Raw genomic sequence first — 16,793 nt, 5'->3', positions numbered from 1 at the left:
CCTGAGCCAGCGCGGCTCAGGTGGTGACGCGGCCCGTCTCGTAAGCCCACATGACGATCTCCACGCGGTTGCGGGCACCCAGCTTGCGCATGAGGGCGGCGATGTGGGTCTTGACGGTGCTGAGGCTGATGGACAGCTCGTCGCCGATCTCGCCGTTGGTCCGCCCGCGAGCGGCCGCCAGCAGGACCTGTTCCTCCCGAGCGGTGAGCGCCTCGACGGGCTCGGGTGGCCTCGACCGCGAGCGCCTGTCGGCGAAGGAGGACAGGAGCCGAGCCGTGATGCTCGGTGCGATCAGGGCGTCGCCACGGGCGGCGGCATGGACGGCCTGGGTGAGCATCTCCGCACCGGCGTCCTTGAGCAGGAAGCCGCGGGCGCCGGCCTGCAGCGCACCGTAGACGTGGTCGTCGAGGTCGAAGGTGGTGATGACGACGACGGCGAGAGGATCGGCGACATCGGCTCCGGCGAGCTGCCGCGTGGCCTCGATCCCGTCGACCTCCGGCATGCGGATGTCCAGCAGGCACACGTCGGGGCGGAGCGACCGGGCCAGAGCGATCGCCTGTCGGCCGTCGGCAGCCTCACCGACCACGGTGATGCCGGGTTGGGCGTCGAGGATCATGCAGAGCCCTGCCCTGACGATGTCCTGGTCGTCGGCGACGAGCACGCGGATCGTCATGACGCGCGCACCGTCCGCGGGAGCGACGCGTCGACGCTCCAGCCGCCGCCCGGATCGGGTCCGGCCCGCAGGCTGCCGCCGAGCAGGCTCGCCCGCTCGGCCATGCCGCGCAGCCCGTATCCCTCCTGCGAGGGGCCGGTCGCACCCGCCTCGCCGTCGTCGTGCACCCGCAGGTGCACCCGGCGGCGGTCGCCGGTGACGTCCACGCTGACGTGGGTGGCGCAGGAGGCGTGCCGGGTCGCGTTGGTGACCGCCTCGGTGGCGATCAGGTAGAGGGCGGTGCCGACCGCCGGGTCGATGGCCTCGAGGTCGCCGGCGACCCGCACGCGGACGCCGAGCACCTCGCCGCCCGGGCGAGCGAGTCGTTCGACGTCTGCGACCCCTCGCCGCGGGGCGAGATCGGCGTCCGTCCCGTCCCGCAGCACGCCCACGAGGGCGCGCATCTCCGTGAGCGTCCGGGTCGCCTCCTCCTCGATGGTGACCAGGGTGGCCAGCGCGCGCTCCGGATCCGCGACCGACAGCGCGCGCCCGGCCTGCGCCTGGACGGCGATGGCCGAGACACGGTGGCCGACCGTGTCGTGCAGCTCGCGGGCGAGCTCGTTGCGCTGGCGCAGCCGCACCTGCTCGATCTCGCGGTCGTGGCTCCTCGTGCGGTAGCGCACTGCCGCGCCGAGCGCGGCCGAGAACAGGAAGAAGGCGTAGCCGGCGACCATCTCCGCGGGTGAGGCCGGGTTCGCGACGAGGGTGACGGGGAGCCAGACGAGGATGACGGCGAGCCCGAGGACGGCCTCGCGACCCGACCCCCAGCGCAGCAGGGCGTAGGGCAGCACCAGCAGCCCTGCGATGCTCTGCAGGCCGGTGGCGTCGATGGCCACGATCCTCGCGACGTCGAAGGCGAGGACGGCTCCGAAGGCCACGGCGACCGCGGTCAGCGGCCGCGTGCGCCGCCACAGCAGGCATGCCGCGACGACGACGCTGACACCGACCTCCACGGGCGCCCAGGTCCTGTCGTCGCGCAGCAGCAGCTCGACGAGCGAGATCGCGACGAGACCGGCGACGAGCGCCCAGTCCCGCCAGACCCGCACCGGCGGGCGCGGCGGGCGCGGCTCGGCCCAGATACCGGCAAGCACGTCGACCCCCTCCCGGCCACCGTAGAGGGGCGGCCGCCCGGGCGGATCGGCCGAAAGTACGGCCTGTGCGCCCTCCCTGCGGCCAGGGCGGCTGGAGCCCGCAGGCGGATGTGGTGGCCGTCGGCGCTCGTCATGGTGACGTCATCGACCGAGCCGACCCGGCCGGCCCGCCAGCACGCAGGAGAAGTGATGACCAGAAGCAGCACGACCGCCGGCGCGTTCCAGGAAGCGCCGCTCCCGGTCCGCGTGAAGCTCGCAGCGGCCTGGACCAGCTTCATGTTCCTCTACATCTACGTCGACTACCTGCACCTGTACAAGCCCGGGAGCATCGACGAGATCCTGGTCGGCGTCGTCCACGAGTTCGACACCGGCCCGACCTTCGTCGGCCTCGCGCTGACGCTCGTGGCCGTCCCGATCCTCATGGTCGTGCTCTCCACGACACTGCCCGCCCGGGTCAACCGCGCCACCAACCTCGTCGTGGCGGCGCTCTACATCCCGGTCTCGGTGTACAACGTGGCCGGCGAGGAGTCCTGGAGCTACTCCTACTTCTACGGCTTCTCCATCGGACTCGAGGTGCTCCTCCTGGCCTTCGTCCTGCGCGCCGCGTGGACGTGGCCCCGGGCCGCTCGCGCAACCGTGGACGACGGGCGCGTCCGAGCGCACGCCTGAACGCGAGCCCTCCCGCTGTGGCCCGACGCCCTGAGCGAGAGCCCCGCGAGGACGACGTCCTCGCGGGGCTCTCGTGCGTCCGGGGCCGGTCGCTCCCGGCGGCGGAGCGGGCCGGGGCCTGCCATCCTCTCTGCATCGGCCGCAGCCGGCCGGGCGCGAGGCACGTGCGGGGGCCGGCGGACCACGACGCGGGAGGTCGCATGGCCACGACGGAGGGACCGGCGGAGCAGCGCCGCCGCGGCGCGTTCAGCTCACGGCGCGTGTTCATCCTCGCCGCGATCGGGTCGGCGGTCGGGCTCGGCAACATCTGGCGGTTCCCCTACGTCGCCTACGAGAACGGGGGCGGCGCCTTCCTGCTGCCCTACCTCGTGGCGCTGCTGACCGCCGGCCTGCCGTTCCTGCTGCTCGACTACGCGATCGGTCACCGGCACCGCGGCTCCGCGCCGCTGTCGTTCGCCCGGCTGCGCCGCGGCGCCGAGGGGCTCGGCTGGTGGCAGGTCGGCATCTGCTTCGTCATCGCCGTCTACTACGCCGCGGTCATCGCGTGGGCCCTGCGCTACACCTTCTTCTCCCTCGACGAGGCCTGGGGCGCCGATCCCGAGGCCTTCTTCTTCGGGGACTTCCTGCAGGCCGGGGACGTCGAGGTCACCGCCGACGTGGTGCCCGGGGTGCTCTGGCCGCTGGCGCTGGTCTGGCTGGCGGTCCTGCTGATCATGGCCCTGGGCGTCCAGCGCGGGATCGGCGTGACCTCGCTGGTGTTCATCCCCGTGCTGGTGCTCGCCTTCCTCGCCCTCGTCGTGCAGGCGCTGCTGCTGGACGGCGCGGGGAGCGGGCTCGACGCGCTGTTCACCCCCGACTGGTCGGCGCTCGGCTCGGCCTCGGTGTGGGCCGCCGCGTTCGGCCAGATCTTCTTCTCGCTGTCGATCGGCTTCGGCATCATGATCACGTACTCGTCGTACGTCAGCCGGCGCGAGGACATGATCGGCTCCGGCCTCGTCGTCGGGTTCTCCAACTCCGGCTTCGAGCTGCTCGCCGGCATCGGCGTGTTCGCCGCGCTGGGCTTCATGGCCCAGGCCGGCGGGGTCGGCGTCGACGAGGTCGCCGGCGAGGGCATCGGGCTGGCCTTCGTCGCGTTCCCCACCATCATCAGCGAGGCTCCGGGCGGCGGGCTGCTCGGCGTCCTGTTCTTCGGCTCGCTGGTCATCGCCGGCATCACCTCGCTGGTCAGCGTGATCGAGGTCGTGATCTCCGCGGTCCGCGACAAGCTCGACACCGGGCGGCTGACCGCGACCCTCGCCGTCGGGATCCCCGCCGCGGTGCTGAGCCTGGTGCTGTTCAGCACCACGAGCGGCATCTACGTGCTCGACGTCGTCGACCACTTCGTCAACCGGTACGGCATCCTCGTCGTGGCGCTGGTCAGCATGCTGGTGGTGTCCTGGGTGCTGCGGGCGCTGCTCCCGCTGGGCGAGCACCTCAACGTGCACGGCCGGCCCCGGATCGGCACCGGCTGGCGGGTGCTCACCAGCCTCGTGGCGCCGGCGGGGCTGGCGGTCGTGCTGGTGCTCGAGCTGCAGGCCGACGTGGAGTCGGCCTACGAGGGCTACCCGGCCTGGCTGCTGCTGGTCTTCGGCTGGCTGCTGGTCGCGGTGCTGCCCGTGGCCGGCTTCCTGCTCGCCCGGCTGCCGTGGCGGCCCGGCACCCACCTGGCCGGGCCACCGCCGGGATCGGACCCGGCGGCACCGCTGGAGGAGGCGGCCGCGGGCTCCCCGGCGGCGGCCGAGGGCGACGAGGGAGGCCGGCGATGAGCGCGAGCGCGGTCGTGATGATGCTGGTGGCGATGGCCGTGATCTGGGGCGGCCTGGCCCTGGCCGTCATCAACCTGGTGCGCCACGGCGCCGTCGAGGACCGCGCGGAGAACCGGCGTCCGGACCGCTGACCGGCCGCCGGCTCAGGCCGGGGTGAGGGCCTCGACCGCCGGGAGGAAGACGGCCTCGCGGTAGACGTCCGCGCGCGCCGGGGTCGTGGTGAGCTGGACGAGCACCAGTCCGTCGTCGGTGTCGGCCAGGGCGAGCTCCACCCACTGGCCGAGGTCCTCGAAGCGGTACAGATCCAGGTCCAGGGCGTCGGTGGACACCCGGTCGACGGGTTCCGGCGCTGCGGTGCCCCGCAGGGTGGCCAGCCGCCCGAGCACCTGCTCGGCGGTGGCGCCCGGCACGACCTGCTGGGTCAGGACGACGAGCGGGGACTCCTGCCACAGCCCGGGGAAGACCTCGAGCCAGCCCTGCGGGGCGCGCCCGGCCAGCCCGAGCCCCTCGTCCTCGAACGCGGTCATCTCCGCGTCCACGGCCTCGGTGGTGAACGCCGGCGGCGGGACGTCCTCGACGCAGCCGGTGTCCGGCGCCTCCTCGGGCGCGGCCAGGAATGCGGCGGTGATCTCCGCGGCGCAGTCGTGGCTGGGCAGCGACCCGTGGCCGGTGGAGGGGAACCGGACCAGGGTGCCGGCGGCGAGGCCGGCGACGACGTCCTCCCCCCAGCGCGGCGGCGTGATGGGGTCCAGCTCACCGGCGAGGACGAGCGCCGGGACGTCGCTGACCACCGGCTCGTTCTCCACCGGGTCGGGTGCCTGGCCGCCCCAGGACGCGCAGAGGTCGAAGATGCCCGGCCCGGTCAGGGGCGAGACCTCGAAGAAGCCACGGACGAGGGGGTCCTCCGCGGCGGCCCGAGCCACCTCCTCCGGCGTGCCGAACGGGACCTCCTCCTGGCACTGCACGGCCAGCTGCTGGCCGATGCTGATCAGGTCCAGCTGCTGGACCTGCGCGCCGAGCAGCAGGGCGACCGTGCCGTACTCGCCGGCCTCGGCCGCCGCGATCGTCTCGGGGAGGAAGGCCAGCAGCTCGGTCGAGTAGAGGCTCTGGAAGAGGAACCCGGCGAGGGCGGCGCCGTCGAGCTCCTCGTCGATCCGCTCGCCGGTGGTCAGGTCGGGCACGCTGATCGGCGCGGGGGCGGCGTCGAGCCGGGCGACCAGGTCCCGGAACCGCTGCCCGAGGTCGGGGTGCTGCTCGGCGCAGCCCGGGTCGGCCGCGCACGCCGCGAAGAGGGCGTCCATGGCGCGGACGGCGTTCCCCGGCGTCTCCGCGTACAGGTCGGCGTCCACGGGGTAGGCGGCGTCCAGGACCACCGACCGGATCCCGTCCGGGAAGTCGCGCACCGCGGTCTGGGCCAGCCGCGTGCCGTAGGAGACCCCGTACAGGTTCCACTGCTCGTGACCGAGGGCCAGCCGCAGGTCCTCGAGGTCGGCGGCGGAGGCGGCGCTGTCGTAGTGGGTGAGGTCCACGCCGTCGTCGACCAGCCGCTGCCGGCACTCCTCCAGCGCCTCGACGGCCTGGGTGGCCAGCTCCTCGTCGGCCAGCCCGGCGCCCAGGGTCGAGCGGGCCCAGGAGGTGTACTCGTCGCAGGCCAGCGACGGCTCGGACAGCCCGGTGCCGCGCTGGTCGAGCAGGATCAGCTCCCGGTCGCCGGCCAGCGGCGCGTAGAGCTGCTCGAACGCCTGCGCGACGGCCTCCAGCGCGCCCTGGCCGGGGCCGCCGGAGAGGTACACGAGGGGGTCGTCGGCCGGGTCCTCCGCGTCGGTGCGGACGACGCCGAACGCCAGCTGCACCGTGCCCGAGCCGGGGTCGGCCCGGTCGGCGGGGACCGTGAGCGTGCCGCACTCGAGGTCCACGTCGTCGGGGACCTCGAGGCCGCACTCGCCCCACTGGAGCTCCGCCGAGGACTCCGGGGCGGTCTTCCCGCCCGGGGCGTCCGAGCCGGAGTCCGCGTCGGAGTCCGAGCCGGTGCAGGCGGCGGCGAGCAGCAGCGGGGCGAGCAGCAGTCCTGCGGGGCGTCGGCCCATGAGTCCGTCTCCAGCCTTCGAGGTCTCCGCGGCACGGCCGCCGGTCGTCACCGGCGCCCGTCCTGACTACCAGAGGTCCCGGGGACCGGCCCGACCGGTGCGGCGCGCCGCGGCACCCCCGGTCGCGGCGGCCGCCGGCGCCCGGTAGGCATCCCGGTGTGCCGATGACGAGCTTCGACGCCCCCGCCGGCCCGCTGCCGGGGTACCTCGCCGTGCCGGAGGGATCCGGGCCCTGGCCGGGGGTCGTCGTCGTGCACGACGCCTTCGGGCTCAGCGCCGACGTCCGGCGGATCACCGACCGGTTCGCCGCGAACGGGTACCTGGCGCTCGCCCCGGGCCTGTTCCGGCGGGGCAACCGGCTCGGCTGCGTCGTCAGCACCCTGCGGTCGCTGCACCGGGGGCGGGGGCCGGCGGTCGACGACGTGGTCGCCGCCGCCGCCCGCCTGCGCGCCGACGACCGCTGCACGGGGAAGGTCGGCTCGGTCGGGTTCTGCATGGGCGGTGGGTTCGCGCTGCTCACCGCGCCCAGCGGCGCCTTCGACGCCGCGGCCCCGAACTACGGCATCTGGCCCGCCGACCGCGAGCAGCTCGCCCGCGCCTGCCCCACGGTGGCCAGCTACGGCGCCCGCGACCCGATGCTCAGAGGGGCCGCGGCCGAGCTGGAGCGGCGGCTGACCGAGGGCGGCGTGCCGCACGACGTGGAGGAGTACCCGGGCGTCGGGCACTCGTTCATGAACGACTGGAGGACGCCGGGCCCGCTGCGCTTCGTCGAGCGGACCGCCGGGCTGGCCTACTCCGAGCCCGAGGCGGAGGACGCGTGGCGGCGGATCCTCGCCTTCTTCGGCGAGCACCTGCGCTGAGCGGGTGCGCCGGCGCCGCAGGACCCGGTCCGGATCGCGGCGGCGGCGAGCACCCGCCCGGCGGCGGCCCGGCTCAGCCGCGGGCGGCGGCGAGGGCGGCGGTGCCCACGACCTCCAGGGTGGCCTCGGGGGTGAGCGGGTGGAAGGGGCCGCCCCGCACGTCCCGGTAGGCCCGCTCCAGCGGTGACCGGCGGGAGAACGCCGCCCCGCCGGCGACCTGCAGCGCCAGGTCCGTGACCGCCACCGCCTCCAGCACCGCGTGCCGCTTGGCCGTCATCAGCGTCTCCAGCGCCACGGGATCGGGCCCGAGGTCCTCCCCGGTCTCCTCGATCGCGGCGAGCACCGCCCAGCGCGCCACCCGCAGCCGCGCCGTCATCTCCCCGAGCTGGCGGACCGCCGAGGGCGCCGGCTGGGGCCGGCCCGCGAGCAGCCGCGCGGCCTCGTCGGCCGCCCCCTGCGCGATGCCCAGGTAGACGGCGGACACGATCGGTGCGAAGTACTCGGCGGCCAGCAGGAGCGGACCGGCCAGGACGCCGTACGGACGGCGGCCCACCACCTTCTCCTCGGGCACGAAGACGTCCTCGAAGACGACGTCGTGGCTGGCCGTGCCGCGCATGCCCAGGGTGTCCCAGGTCTCCTCGATGCGGACGCCGCGCGCCGACATCGGCACCCCGGCGTGCAGCACCTCGGCGTCCGGCCCGGGAGCGCCCAGCGTGGCCGAGGTCAGCAGCACCGTGGCCGCCGGGGCCTGGGAGACGAATGTCTTGCGCCCGGTGAACAGGAACCCGCCGTCGGTGGGGACGGCCGTCGTGGTCGGGCTCACCCAGTCCGAGCCGCCGCTGGTGGCCAGGACGATGCCCTCGCCGGCGACCCGGGTGAGCACCGCCTCGGCGCCGGGCAGCCCGCGGCCGTACCGCCAGCGCTGCAGCAGCGTCAGGTACAGGTGCATGGCCGAGGAGAGGGCGGCCGCGCCCGACCAGCGGGCCAGCTCGTGCTGGGCGAGCACGACCTGCCGCAGGGAGGCGCCGCCGCCGCCGAGGACGGCCGGCACCGCCATCGCCAGGTAGCCGCTGTCGGCCATGGCGCGGTAGGCCTCGGTGACGAAGGTGGCGTCCCGGTCGTGCGCCGCGTCGGCCGCGGCTGCCTGCCGGCCGATCTCGGCGGCGAGGGTCAGGACGGAGCTGTCGGTGGGGGTGGGGGAGAGGGTCGTGGTCATGGGGACGACGGTCGCGAGGGCGGACCTGCGCCACTAGTGCTGGTTCTGAACCGCTGCCACCATCCCGGGATGGCGCACTACGGCCAGTACTGCCCGATCACCCGCTCGCTGGAGCTGCTGGGCGACCGCTGGACCCTGCTCATCGTCCGCGACCTGCTGGTCGGCGCCGAGCGGTTCAACGAGCTCGCCCGCGGCCTGCCGCGGCTGTCCCGCGGGCTGCTGTCCAAGCGGCTGGACCACCTGGAACGCGCCGGGCTGGTCGAGCACGTCGGCGAGCGCTACCTGCCGACCCGGGCCTGCCAGGACCTGCGCCCGGTGGTGTTCGGCCTGGCGGAGTGGGGTGCCCGCTGGGCGTTCGGCGAGCCGCGCCCCGACGAGCTCGACCCGACCGTGCTGCTGTGGTGGATGCGGGGCGGCATCGACCCGTCCGCCTTCGGCAGCCGGGAACGCACCGTGGTGCACGTGCGCTTCCGCACCGGGACCCGGCGCCGGTTCTGGCTGGTCGTGCAGCCGGCCGACGTCTCGCTGTGCTTCACCGACCCCGGCTTCGACGTCGACCTGACGCTCGAGGCCGACCTCGACGCGCTCTACGAGGTGTGGGACGGCCGCATGGAGTACGGCGCCGCGGTGCGCGACCGCCGGGTCGTCGTGACCGGGGAGACGGCGCTGGTCCGCGCCCTGCCCCGGTCGCTGCGGCTCAGCCCGGTCGCGCACCTCGTCCGGCAGGCCGTCGCCGCGCCGGCCTGAGGAGTGCACGGACTGCACCGCTACCCGGTGGCATCCGGCGGGGGCGAGTGGTGCTCGTGCACGACCAGCCACCGGTCGCCGTCCCGCCGCAGCCCCACGGTCAGCCGGATCGGGAAGCCCTCCGTCCCGGCGGCGCCGACGGTGATCGTCCCGTAGGCGAACGCCACGCCGTCCCCGGCGACGACGGTGAGCCGGGAGACGTCGAACTGCCCCCGGCCCTGCGCCGCCCAGAACAGCTCCCAGCTGCGGCGGTAGGCCTCGGGCCCCCGGACCTCGGCCGGGGGGACGACGTCGTAGAGGACGACGTCCCCGCTGTGCGCAGCCACCGCCCGGTCGGCGTCGGCCGCGCGGACCGCCGCCGCCCAGTCCTCGAGTGCCCGCCTCACCTCGTCGCTCATGCAGCTACGACCGGTGTGAACGGCGGAGGTCATCGCGCCCCACGCGTCACCCGGAGGGGGCAGATCGTGTTTCGCGGGTGGAGGGAGCAGGGTCCGCTGCCGATCCCTCCCGTATCCGACGAGAGGAGCCGGTCGTGGACACGGCATGCAGGGCAGTGGCGCAGGCGGGCACGGTGGCGGCGACGGCGTCGCTCGACGGGGAGCAGCCGTGGCCGCTGCTGCTGGTCGCCGGCTGGCTGACCACCGCGGCCGACTGCGCGCTGGCCGCCGGCCACCTCGCCGACCTCGAGGCCGAGCTCGCCGTCTGACCCGGACGGGGCACCCGGGGGGCGCCGCGGCACCCCCCGGCGCGATCATGACCGGGTGACCCCGACGCCGAGCCCGCGCGCCGTCGAGCCGGCCGGGCGACCGGGGACGACGTGGGCGGCCGATGCCGTCCAGCGCGCCGACGCCGTCCTGTCGTGGGCGCCCAGCGGCCGCACCGCCGTCCCGGTGATCGTCGTCCTGGTCAACCTGGCCAACCTGGTCGGCGTCGGCACCGTCGCCCTGCTGCTCCTGGGCGTGGGCCAGGACGACGCCGACGGGCGGGCGGCCGTGCTGGCGGCCGCGCTGGCCTACCTCGTCGTCGCCTTCCCGGCCGGCACCTGGGCCGGCCTGCGCCACCAGCGGGTCACCACCTCCTGGCTGCTCGCCGGCCGCGAGCCCTCGCGGGCGGAGGCGGCGCGCGCGCTGCGGCTGCCGGTCGACGCCGCACTCGTCGCGGCCACCGTCTGGCTGGTCGGCGCCGTCCTGCTCGGCACGGTCGCCGCGGCGGCCTATCCCGACCCCCGGGTGGGGATCCGCATCGGCGTCGCGGTGCTGCTCGGCGGGGTGGTGACCGCCGGCGTCACCTACCTGCTGGTCGCCCGCGCCGCCCGCGCCGTCTCCGCCCGTGCGCTGGCAGCCCACCCGCCGACCGGACGGCTGGCCCTCGGTGTCCGCCCGCGGCTGCTGCTCAGCTGGGGCATCACCAGCGGCGTGCCCCTGGTCGGCGTCGTGCTGCTGTTCCTGGACCCGACCAACCCCGGCGGACCGGGTGCCACCGCGGTGGTCTTCCTCGTCGTCGTGGCCCTGCTCGTCGGCCTGCTGGCCACCCTGCTCACCGCCCGCGCGGTCGGCGCCCCGCTGCGCGACCTGCGCCGGGCGGTGCAGCAGGTGGGCAGCGGCGACCACTCCGTGCGCGTCGTCGTCGACGACGCCGGAGAGATCGGCCTGCTGCAGGAGGGCGTCAACTCGATGGCCGCCGGCCTGGCCGAGCGGGAGCGGCTGCGCGACCTGTTCGGCCGGCACGTGGGGACGACGGTCGCCCAGCGCGCCCTGAGCGACGGCGTCTCCCTCGGCGGGGAGGCGCGCACGGTCGCCGCACTGTTCGTCGACATCGCCGGCTCCACCTCGCTGGTGCGGCGCACCGGTCCCGAGGAGATGGTCGGCCTGCTCAACCGCTTCTTCGCCGTCGTCGTCGAGACGATCGAGGACGAGGGCGGGCTGGTGAACAAGTTCGAGGGCGACGCGGCGCTGTGCGTGTTCGGCGCGCCCACCGAGCACGCCGACCCCGCGGCGGCGGCGCTGCGCGCGGCCCGCCGGATCTGCGACGCCGTCCGCGCCGCCGGCGAGGTCGACGTCGGCGTCGGCGTGGCCTGCGGGCCGGTGTGGGCCGGTCAGGTCGGGGCGGCCAGCCGGCTGGAGTACACGGTGATCGGCGACCCGGTGAACGAGGCGGCCCGGCTCACCGAGCTGGCCAAGGACCACGGGGGGCGCGCCGTGGCCAGCGAGGCGGCGGTGCACGCCGCCGGCGGCGGGGAGCGGGCGCACTGGCGGCCCGACCGCGTGGTCGAGCTGCGCGGGCGGGGCGAGCCGACCCGGACGTGGGTGCGCGCCGGCTGAGCCGGGGGCTCAGACGTGGGCGCGGACGACGACCAGCTCGTCCTCGGGCTCCAGCGTGCCGATGAGCGGGTCGTCGAAGCGCAGCGTCCGGCCGCCGCGGGTCACCGACAGCACGATGTCGGTCAGCTGCCGCGGGGAGAGCCCCACCTCGCCGGCCTTCACCGTGCGCTGGTGCAGGTCCAGGCCCTGCCCGCCGGTGACCAGGTCCTCGACCACGTTGACCACGCGGGGGTGGTCGGTCGACAGGCCCAGCAGGCGGCCGGAGGTCGCCGACGTGGTGATGACCGTCGTCGCCCCGGACTGGCGCAGCAGCGCGGCGTTCTCCTCCTCGCGGACGCTCGTGGTGATCGGCACGCTCGGGTTGAGCTGGCGCACGGTGAGCGTGATGAGGACGGCGGCGTCGTCCCGGTTGGCGGCCACGATGACCGCACGCGCCCGCTCGACGGCGGCCCGCCTGAGCACCTCGCGCCGTCCGGCGTCGCCGACGATGCCGGTCAGCCCGGTCGTCGTCGCCTCCTCGACCAGGCGCTCGTCGGTGTCGACGACGACGATCTGCTCGGCCGACATGCCGTCGGCCCGCAGCGCGCGGATGGCGCTGCGGCCCTTGGTGCCGTAACCGCAGACGATGACGTGCTGGCGCACGCGGGACCTCCACCGACGGATGCGGAACTCCTCCCGCGAGCGCGCGGTCAGCGCCTCGAGGGTGGTCCCGATGAGGACGATCAGGAACATGATGCGCAGCGGCGTGATGACCAGGACGTTGATCAGCCGCGCGGTCGGCGTGATGGGGGTGATGTCCCCGTAGCCGGTGGTCGAGAGGCTGACCGTCGCGTAGTACGCCGCGTCGAGGAGCGAGATCTCGTCGCCCCGGCTGTCGACGTACCCGTCCCGGTCCAGGTACACCACGAGCACGACGGCGACCAGCACGAGCGCCGCGATGACGACCCGCCGCCAGACCTGGCGGACCGGGGACGCCTCGACGTGCGCCAGGACGACGCCGGTGTGCGGGTCGTCGGCGTCGCCGCGGTGGATCATCACGCCGAGCGACGATAGTGAGGTCCGGCGTCCAGGTGGTGCCGCCGCACCCGTCCGGGGGAGGACGGAACGGGCCGCGGTCCTCCGGACGGGGTGCGCCGGTCAGCCGTCGGCGGCCGCCCGCTCCCGCGCGGCGAGCTCGCGCTTGAGCACCTTGCCGGCCGCCGACACGGGGATGGCGTCGACGAACACGACGTCGCGGAGGCGCTTGTACGGCGTCACCCGCTCGTTCACCGCGGCCATCACCGACCCGGCGGTGAGCGCGGCGCCCGCGTCGTCGTCCCGGCGGACGACGTAGGCGACCGGCAGCTCCCCGGCCTCCTCGTCGGGGCGGCCGACCACCGCGGCGCCGGCGACCCCGGGCACCGCGAACAGGTGCTCCTCGAGCTCGCGCGGGAACACGTTGTAGCCCTTGTAGAGCAGCATGTCCTTGGTGCGGTCGACGATCGCCAGGTAGCCGTCCTCGTCGAGCACCCCGACGTCACCGGTGTGGAACCAGCCCTCCGCGTCGATGGACTCGGCCGTGGCCTGCGGGCGCCGCCAGTAGCCGCGCATGACCTGCGGCCCGCGGATGCACACCTCGCCGCGCTCGCCGGCCGGCAGGGCGTCGCCGCCGCCGAGCGGCCGGATCGACACCTCCGTGTCGAACACCGGGACGCCGACCGTGCCGGCCCGGCGGGTGCCCGAGCGGAACGCCGGGTTGCCGGTGGCCTGCATCGTCACCTCGGTCAGCCCGTAGCCCTCGCCGATCACCGCGCCGGGCAGCAGCCCCTGCAGCCGCTCGATCAGCGGCACCGGCAGCGGCGCGGCGCCGCTGGAGACGCCGCGCACCTGCGACAGGTCGGCCTCCTCGATGCCGGGCACCTGCAGCAGCGCGACGAACACCGGCGGCGCGCCGCCGATGGCGGTCACCCGGTGGCGGACGGCGTCATCGAGGTAGCGCACGGGGTCGAAGCGCATGTGCACCACCGCCGTCGTGCCGGCCATGACCAGGCCGTTGAGGTAGCCGATCACACCCATGGCGTGGAACCACGGCGTCAGGTTGATCATCCGCGCCTCGCCGAGCCGCGTGGGGTGCTCCTCGGGGCCGAGCACCTGGCGCAGCGTGACGTCGCCGTCCCCGTCGAGTTCGGGCACCGAGCCGCTCACCCAGCAGGCGGACTGCAGCACGTTGGTCACCACGTTGCGGTGGGTGAGCTCGACGCCCTTGCTCACCCCGGTCGTGCCGCCGGTGTAGGCCAGGTGGGCCAGGTCGGCGGCCGGGTCGACCGCGGCGTCGAGGTGCCGGTCGGTGGGGTCGGCGGCGAGCAGGTCGGCGAGGTCGACGTCGCCGGGTTCGGTGGTGGCGCGGGCGGCGAGGTCGGCCGTGTGCGCCGGACCGGTCACGATCACGGTCTCCACCGGGGTCCCCGCCAGGGCGCCGCGCACGAACGGCAGCACCTGGTCCCAGGTGACCAGCACGCGGGCACCGGCGTCGGTGAGCTGGGCGGCGAGGTCCGGAGCGGGCAGCAGCGGGTTGGTGGGGGAGAAGGTCGCGCCGGCCAGCAGGATCCCGTAGTAGACCGCCGGGTACTGGCGGCAGTTGGGGGCGTGCACGGCCACGACGTCGCCGCGGCCGATGCCGTGGTCGGCCAGCCAGTTCGCCACCGCGTGCGCCCGCCGTCCGAGCTCGGTGAAGGTCAGCGGCACGCCGTCCTCGACGAACGCCGGGCGCTCTCCCCAGCGGCGCACGGCGGCGCGCAGCACGGACCCGACGGGCACCAGCGGGTAGTCCAGCGACCGGGGCAGGCCGGGCGGCCACGACACGGCGGGCGTGACGGCACCGGGGGCGGTCGTGGTGCTCATGCGGGTCCTCTCCTCGGGGAGGCTCAGCGTGGCGCACGTCACAGCACGTGTCGAGGTGGGTCCCGGCGGTCAGGATGGGCCGATGAGCGGATCGGGGCGCGCCCTCGTGCTGGGCGGCGGGGGCATCACGGGGATCGCCTGGGAGACCGGGGTGCTGGCCGGGCTGGCCGAGGCCGGCGTCGACCTGACCGGGGCCGACCTCGTCGTCGGCACCTCGGCCGGCTCGGTGGTCGGCGCGCAGGTGACCGGCGGGGCGGGGATCGAGGAGCTGTACGCGCGGCAGCTGGAGCCGCCGTCGGCGGAGCGGGCGGCGCGGATGACCCGCGCGGCCCTGGCCCGGTACGCGTGGGCGATGCTGCGCAGCCGCGGCCGCGACGAGGAGTTCCGCCGCCGGGTCGGCGCGCTGGCGCGGGCGGCCGCCGACGCCGGGCTGACCCCGACCGAGGAGGAGCGGCTCGCCGTCATCGGCTCGCGGCTGGTCGGCACGGAGTGGCCGGACCGCCGGCTGGTCGTCACCGCGGTCGACGCGGAGAGCGGCGAGTTCCGCGCGCTCGACCGCGACTCCGGGGTGCCGCTGCTGCAGGCCGTGGCGGCGAGCTGCGCGGTGCCGGGGGTCTACCCGCCGGTGACGGTCGACGGCCGGCGCTACGTGGACGGCGGCATGCGCTCGGCGGCCAACGCCGACCTGGCCGAGGGCCACGAGCGGGTGGTCGTGCTGGCGCCGATCGCCCGCGGGGTCGGCCCGCTGGCCAGCGTGGACGCGCAGGTGACCGGGATGGTCGCCCGGGTCGCCGTCGTCAGCCCCGACGCGGCCGGCCGGCGGGCGATCGGGAGGAACGTGCTCGACCCGGCCGCCCGCCGTCCCTCCGCCGAGGCCGGCCGGGCCCAGGCCGCCGCGGTGGCCGAGCAGGTCCGCGAGGCCTGGCTGGGCTGAGTGGAGTGCCACGGGCGAGGAAACCTCGCCCGTGGCACTCCACTCAGCTCGCCAGGGCGGCCACCGGGGGCGTGCGGGCGGCGCGGCGGGCCGGCAGCACCGAGGCGAGCAGCCCCGCCACGGTGGCGACGACGACGATGGCGGTCACCTGGAGCCACGGCATGCTGATCACCACCTCGCCGTACTCGCCGAGCACCGACGCGACGCCGGTCAGCCCGTAGGCGGTGCCCAGGGCCACGCCGAGCACCGCCGCGACGCCGGCCACCAGCGCCGCCTCCCACGCCAGCAGGCCGCGCACCTGCCCGCGGGTCAGCCCGAGCGCGCGCAGCAGGCCGTTCTCCTGCCGGCGCTCCACCACCGACAGCGCCAGGGTGTTGCCGACGCCGATCAGCGCGATGAGCACCGCCACGCCGAGCAGCCCGGTCACCACGAGCAGCAGCACGTCGAGCACCTGGTCCAGCGCGGCCCGCTCGCTGGCCAGCCCGGTGACCGCGGCCGTCGGCACGAGCGACCCGGCCACGTCGGTGATCTCGTCGACCACGGCGGCGGTGTCCGCGCCGTCGTCCAGGCGCAGCCACACCGTGTCGGCCACCGCATCCGGGTCGAGGGCCCTGAGGTCGGCGGCGGTGAGCAGCGGGTGGTCGGTGTCGCCCAGGGCGACGGTGAGGTCCCGGGCGCCGCCGTCACCGGTGAAGGTGACCCGGTCACCGGCCTGCACGCCCCAGTTCTCCACGGTCCACCAGGGGAGGACGGCGGTGCCCTCGGCGGGCAGCGGCAGGTCCTCGGTGGACCGCAGCACCGGCGCGGCCTCGGCCGGGTCGACGCCGAGGGTCCAGGTGTCGTAGCCGTCGGGCCCGGTGACCTCGCCGGCGCTCAGCCCGGCCGCGGCGCGCACCCCGTCGAGCGCCTCGAGGCGGCCGGTCAGCGACGCGGGGACCCCGCCCTCGGTGTTCCCGGTGACCACCACGTCGGTCGGGTACTGCGCCTCGAGGCCGGCCTGCGCGGTCGACCGCGTGGAGGCGGCACCCACCACCATGGCCGTGGTGAGCGTGACGCCGATGAGCAGCGCCGTCGCCGTCGCCGCCGTCCGGCGCGGGTTGCGGGTGGCGTTGCCGCCGGCCAGCCGGGCGGTGACCCCGCCGCGGCGCACCAGCCGGCCCGCGGCGGCCACCACCGGCGGCACCGCGCGCTGGGCGAGCAGCACCACGCCGAGGAAGCTCAGCGCGCCACCGGCCACCGACAGCAGCACGTCGCCGACGAGGACGCCGGCGCCCATCAGGGCGGCACCGGGCACGGTCAGCAGCAGGCCCGCGACCAGGCGCAGGACCCCGCCGCGGGAGCGCAGCGGCGCCGGGTCCAGCGGGCGCAGCGCGGCCAGGGGGGGGGGGGGGGGGGGGGGGGGGGGGGGGGGGGGGGGGGGGGGGCGGGGGGGGGGGGGGGGCCGCGGGGGGGGGCCCGGCGGCCGCGCGCC

General features: G+C 75.8%; 16 protein-coding genes. 8 read left to right on the top strand and 8 right to left on the bottom strand.

Annotated features, from left to right (window positions below; genetic code table 11):
- Nucleotides 1–16: 16 nt before the first annotated feature.
- Nucleotides 17–673: a response regulator gene (locus ACK586_RS18255; RefSeq protein WP_409331919.1), complete on the bottom strand. Its 657-nt coding sequence runs from the start codon at nt 671–673 to the stop codon at nt 17–19.
- The gene (locus ACK586_RS18250; protein ID WP_409331918.1) at nt 670–1,803 is read right to left on the bottom strand and encodes a sensor histidine kinase; all 1,134 of its coding nucleotides are present in this window, start codon (nt 1,801–1,803) and stop codon (nt 670–672) included. Before ACK586_RS18250 ends, ACK586_RS18255 begins: the two co-directional genes overlap by 4 nt.
- Nucleotides 1,804–1,992: 189 nt before the next feature.
- On the opposite strand from ACK586_RS18250, the gene ACK586_RS18245 reads away from it, so the two are divergent.
- The 3 genes from ACK586_RS18245 (at nt 1,993) to ACK586_RS18235 (ending at nt 4,408) form a co-directional block, all read left to right on the top strand.
- On the top strand, nt 1,993–2,472 hold the full coding sequence (locus ACK586_RS18245; RefSeq protein ID WP_409331917.1) for a DUF6326 family protein: 480 nt from the start codon (nt 1,993–1,995) through the stop codon (nt 2,470–2,472).
- A gap of 200 nt (nt 2,473–2,672) precedes the next feature.
- Nucleotides 2,673–4,277, top strand: a complete 1,605-nt coding sequence (locus tag ACK586_RS18240; protein ID WP_409331916.1) for a sodium-dependent transporter — start codon at nt 2,673–2,675, stop codon at nt 4,275–4,277.
- On the top strand, nt 4,274–4,408 hold the full coding sequence (locus tag ACK586_RS18235) for a methionine/alanine import family NSS transporter small subunit (protein WP_409331915.1): 135 nt from the start codon (nt 4,274–4,276) through the stop codon (nt 4,406–4,408). Before ACK586_RS18240 ends, ACK586_RS18235 begins: the two co-directional genes overlap by 4 nt.
- A gap of 12 nt (nt 4,409–4,420) precedes the next feature.
- On the opposite strand, the gene ACK586_RS18230 is transcribed toward ACK586_RS18235, so the two are convergent.
- Entirely contained in the window at nt 4,421–6,364 is a 1,944-nt protein-coding gene (locus ACK586_RS18230; protein WP_409331914.1) for an alpha/beta fold hydrolase, read from the bottom strand.
- A 164-nt stretch (nt 6,365–6,528) separates the two neighbouring features.
- On the opposite strand from ACK586_RS18230, the gene ACK586_RS18225 reads away from it, so the two are divergent.
- A complete protein-coding gene (locus ACK586_RS18225) occupies nt 6,529–7,224 on the top strand; it encodes a dienelactone hydrolase family protein (RefSeq protein ID WP_409331913.1) in 696 nt (231 codons plus the stop codon).
- Nucleotides 7,225–7,297: 73 nt separating this feature from the next.
- Here ACK586_RS18225 and ACK586_RS18220 read toward each other — a convergent pair whose 3' ends face one another.
- The gene (locus tag ACK586_RS18220; protein WP_409331912.1) at nt 7,298–8,440 is read right to left on the bottom strand and encodes an acyl-CoA dehydrogenase family protein; all 1,143 of its coding nucleotides are present in this window, start codon (nt 8,438–8,440) and stop codon (nt 7,298–7,300) included.
- 69 nt (nt 8,441–8,509) lie between these two features.
- Between ACK586_RS18220 and ACK586_RS18215 the strand changes: the two genes are divergently transcribed.
- On the top strand, nt 8,510–9,187 hold the full coding sequence (locus ACK586_RS18215) for a winged helix-turn-helix transcriptional regulator (protein WP_409331911.1): 678 nt from the start codon (nt 8,510–8,512) through the stop codon (nt 9,185–9,187).
- 20 nt (nt 9,188–9,207) lie between these two features.
- Here ACK586_RS18215 and ACK586_RS18210 read toward each other — a convergent pair whose 3' ends face one another.
- Complete coding sequence (locus tag ACK586_RS18210; RefSeq protein ID WP_409331910.1) at nt 9,208–9,585, bottom strand: YybH family protein; 378 nt, start codon at nt 9,583–9,585, stop codon at nt 9,208–9,210.
- Nucleotides 9,586–9,719: 134 nt separating this feature from the next.
- Here ACK586_RS18210 and ACK586_RS18205 point away from each other — a divergent pair, with 134 nt between their 5' ends.
- On the top strand, nt 9,720–9,893 hold the full coding sequence (locus ACK586_RS18205) for a hypothetical protein (RefSeq protein ID WP_409331909.1): 174 nt from the start codon (nt 9,720–9,722) through the stop codon (nt 9,891–9,893).
- A 55-nt stretch (nt 9,894–9,948) separates the two neighbouring features.
- Nucleotides 9,949–11,508 (top strand): adenylate/guanylate cyclase domain-containing protein, encoded by a 1,560-nt coding sequence (locus ACK586_RS18200; protein ID WP_409331908.1) that lies wholly within the window; start codon nt 9,949–9,951, stop codon nt 11,506–11,508.
- 9 nt (nt 11,509–11,517) lie between these two features.
- On the opposite strand, the gene ACK586_RS18195 is transcribed toward ACK586_RS18200, so the two are convergent.
- Nucleotides 11,518–12,543, bottom strand: a complete 1,026-nt coding sequence (locus tag ACK586_RS18195) for a potassium channel family protein (RefSeq protein WP_409331949.1) — start codon at nt 12,541–12,543, stop codon at nt 11,518–11,520.
- 102 nt (nt 12,544–12,645) lie between these two features.
- Nucleotides 12,646–14,388: a class I adenylate-forming enzyme family protein gene (locus tag ACK586_RS18190; protein ID WP_409331907.1), complete on the bottom strand. Its 1,743-nt coding sequence runs from the start codon at nt 14,386–14,388 to the stop codon at nt 12,646–12,648.
- 82 nt (nt 14,389–14,470) lie between these two features.
- On the opposite strand from ACK586_RS18190, the gene ACK586_RS18185 reads away from it, so the two are divergent.
- Nucleotides 14,471–15,322 (top strand): patatin-like phospholipase family protein, encoded by an 852-nt coding sequence (locus ACK586_RS18185; protein ID WP_409331906.1) that lies wholly within the window; start codon nt 14,471–14,473, stop codon nt 15,320–15,322.
- A 43-nt stretch (nt 15,323–15,365) separates the two neighbouring features.
- Here the strand turns inward: ACK586_RS18185 and ACK586_RS18180 are convergent, their stop codons facing one another.
- On the bottom strand, nt 15,366–16,616 hold the full coding sequence (locus tag ACK586_RS18180; RefSeq protein ID WP_409331905.1) for an FtsX-like permease family protein: 1,251 nt from the start codon (nt 16,614–16,616) through the stop codon (nt 15,366–15,368).
- Between the last annotated feature and the right edge of the window lie 177 nt (nt 16,617–16,793).

The organism is Trujillonella humicola, from assembly GCF_046233715.1.
In the GTDB taxonomy this organism is placed as follows: domain Bacteria; phylum Actinomycetota; class Actinomycetes; order Mycobacteriales; family Geodermatophilaceae; genus Trujillonella; species Trujillonella humicola.
The sequence above is the reverse complement of the archived record's forward strand: the minus strand, read 5'-3'. Positions and strand labels throughout refer to the sequence as shown.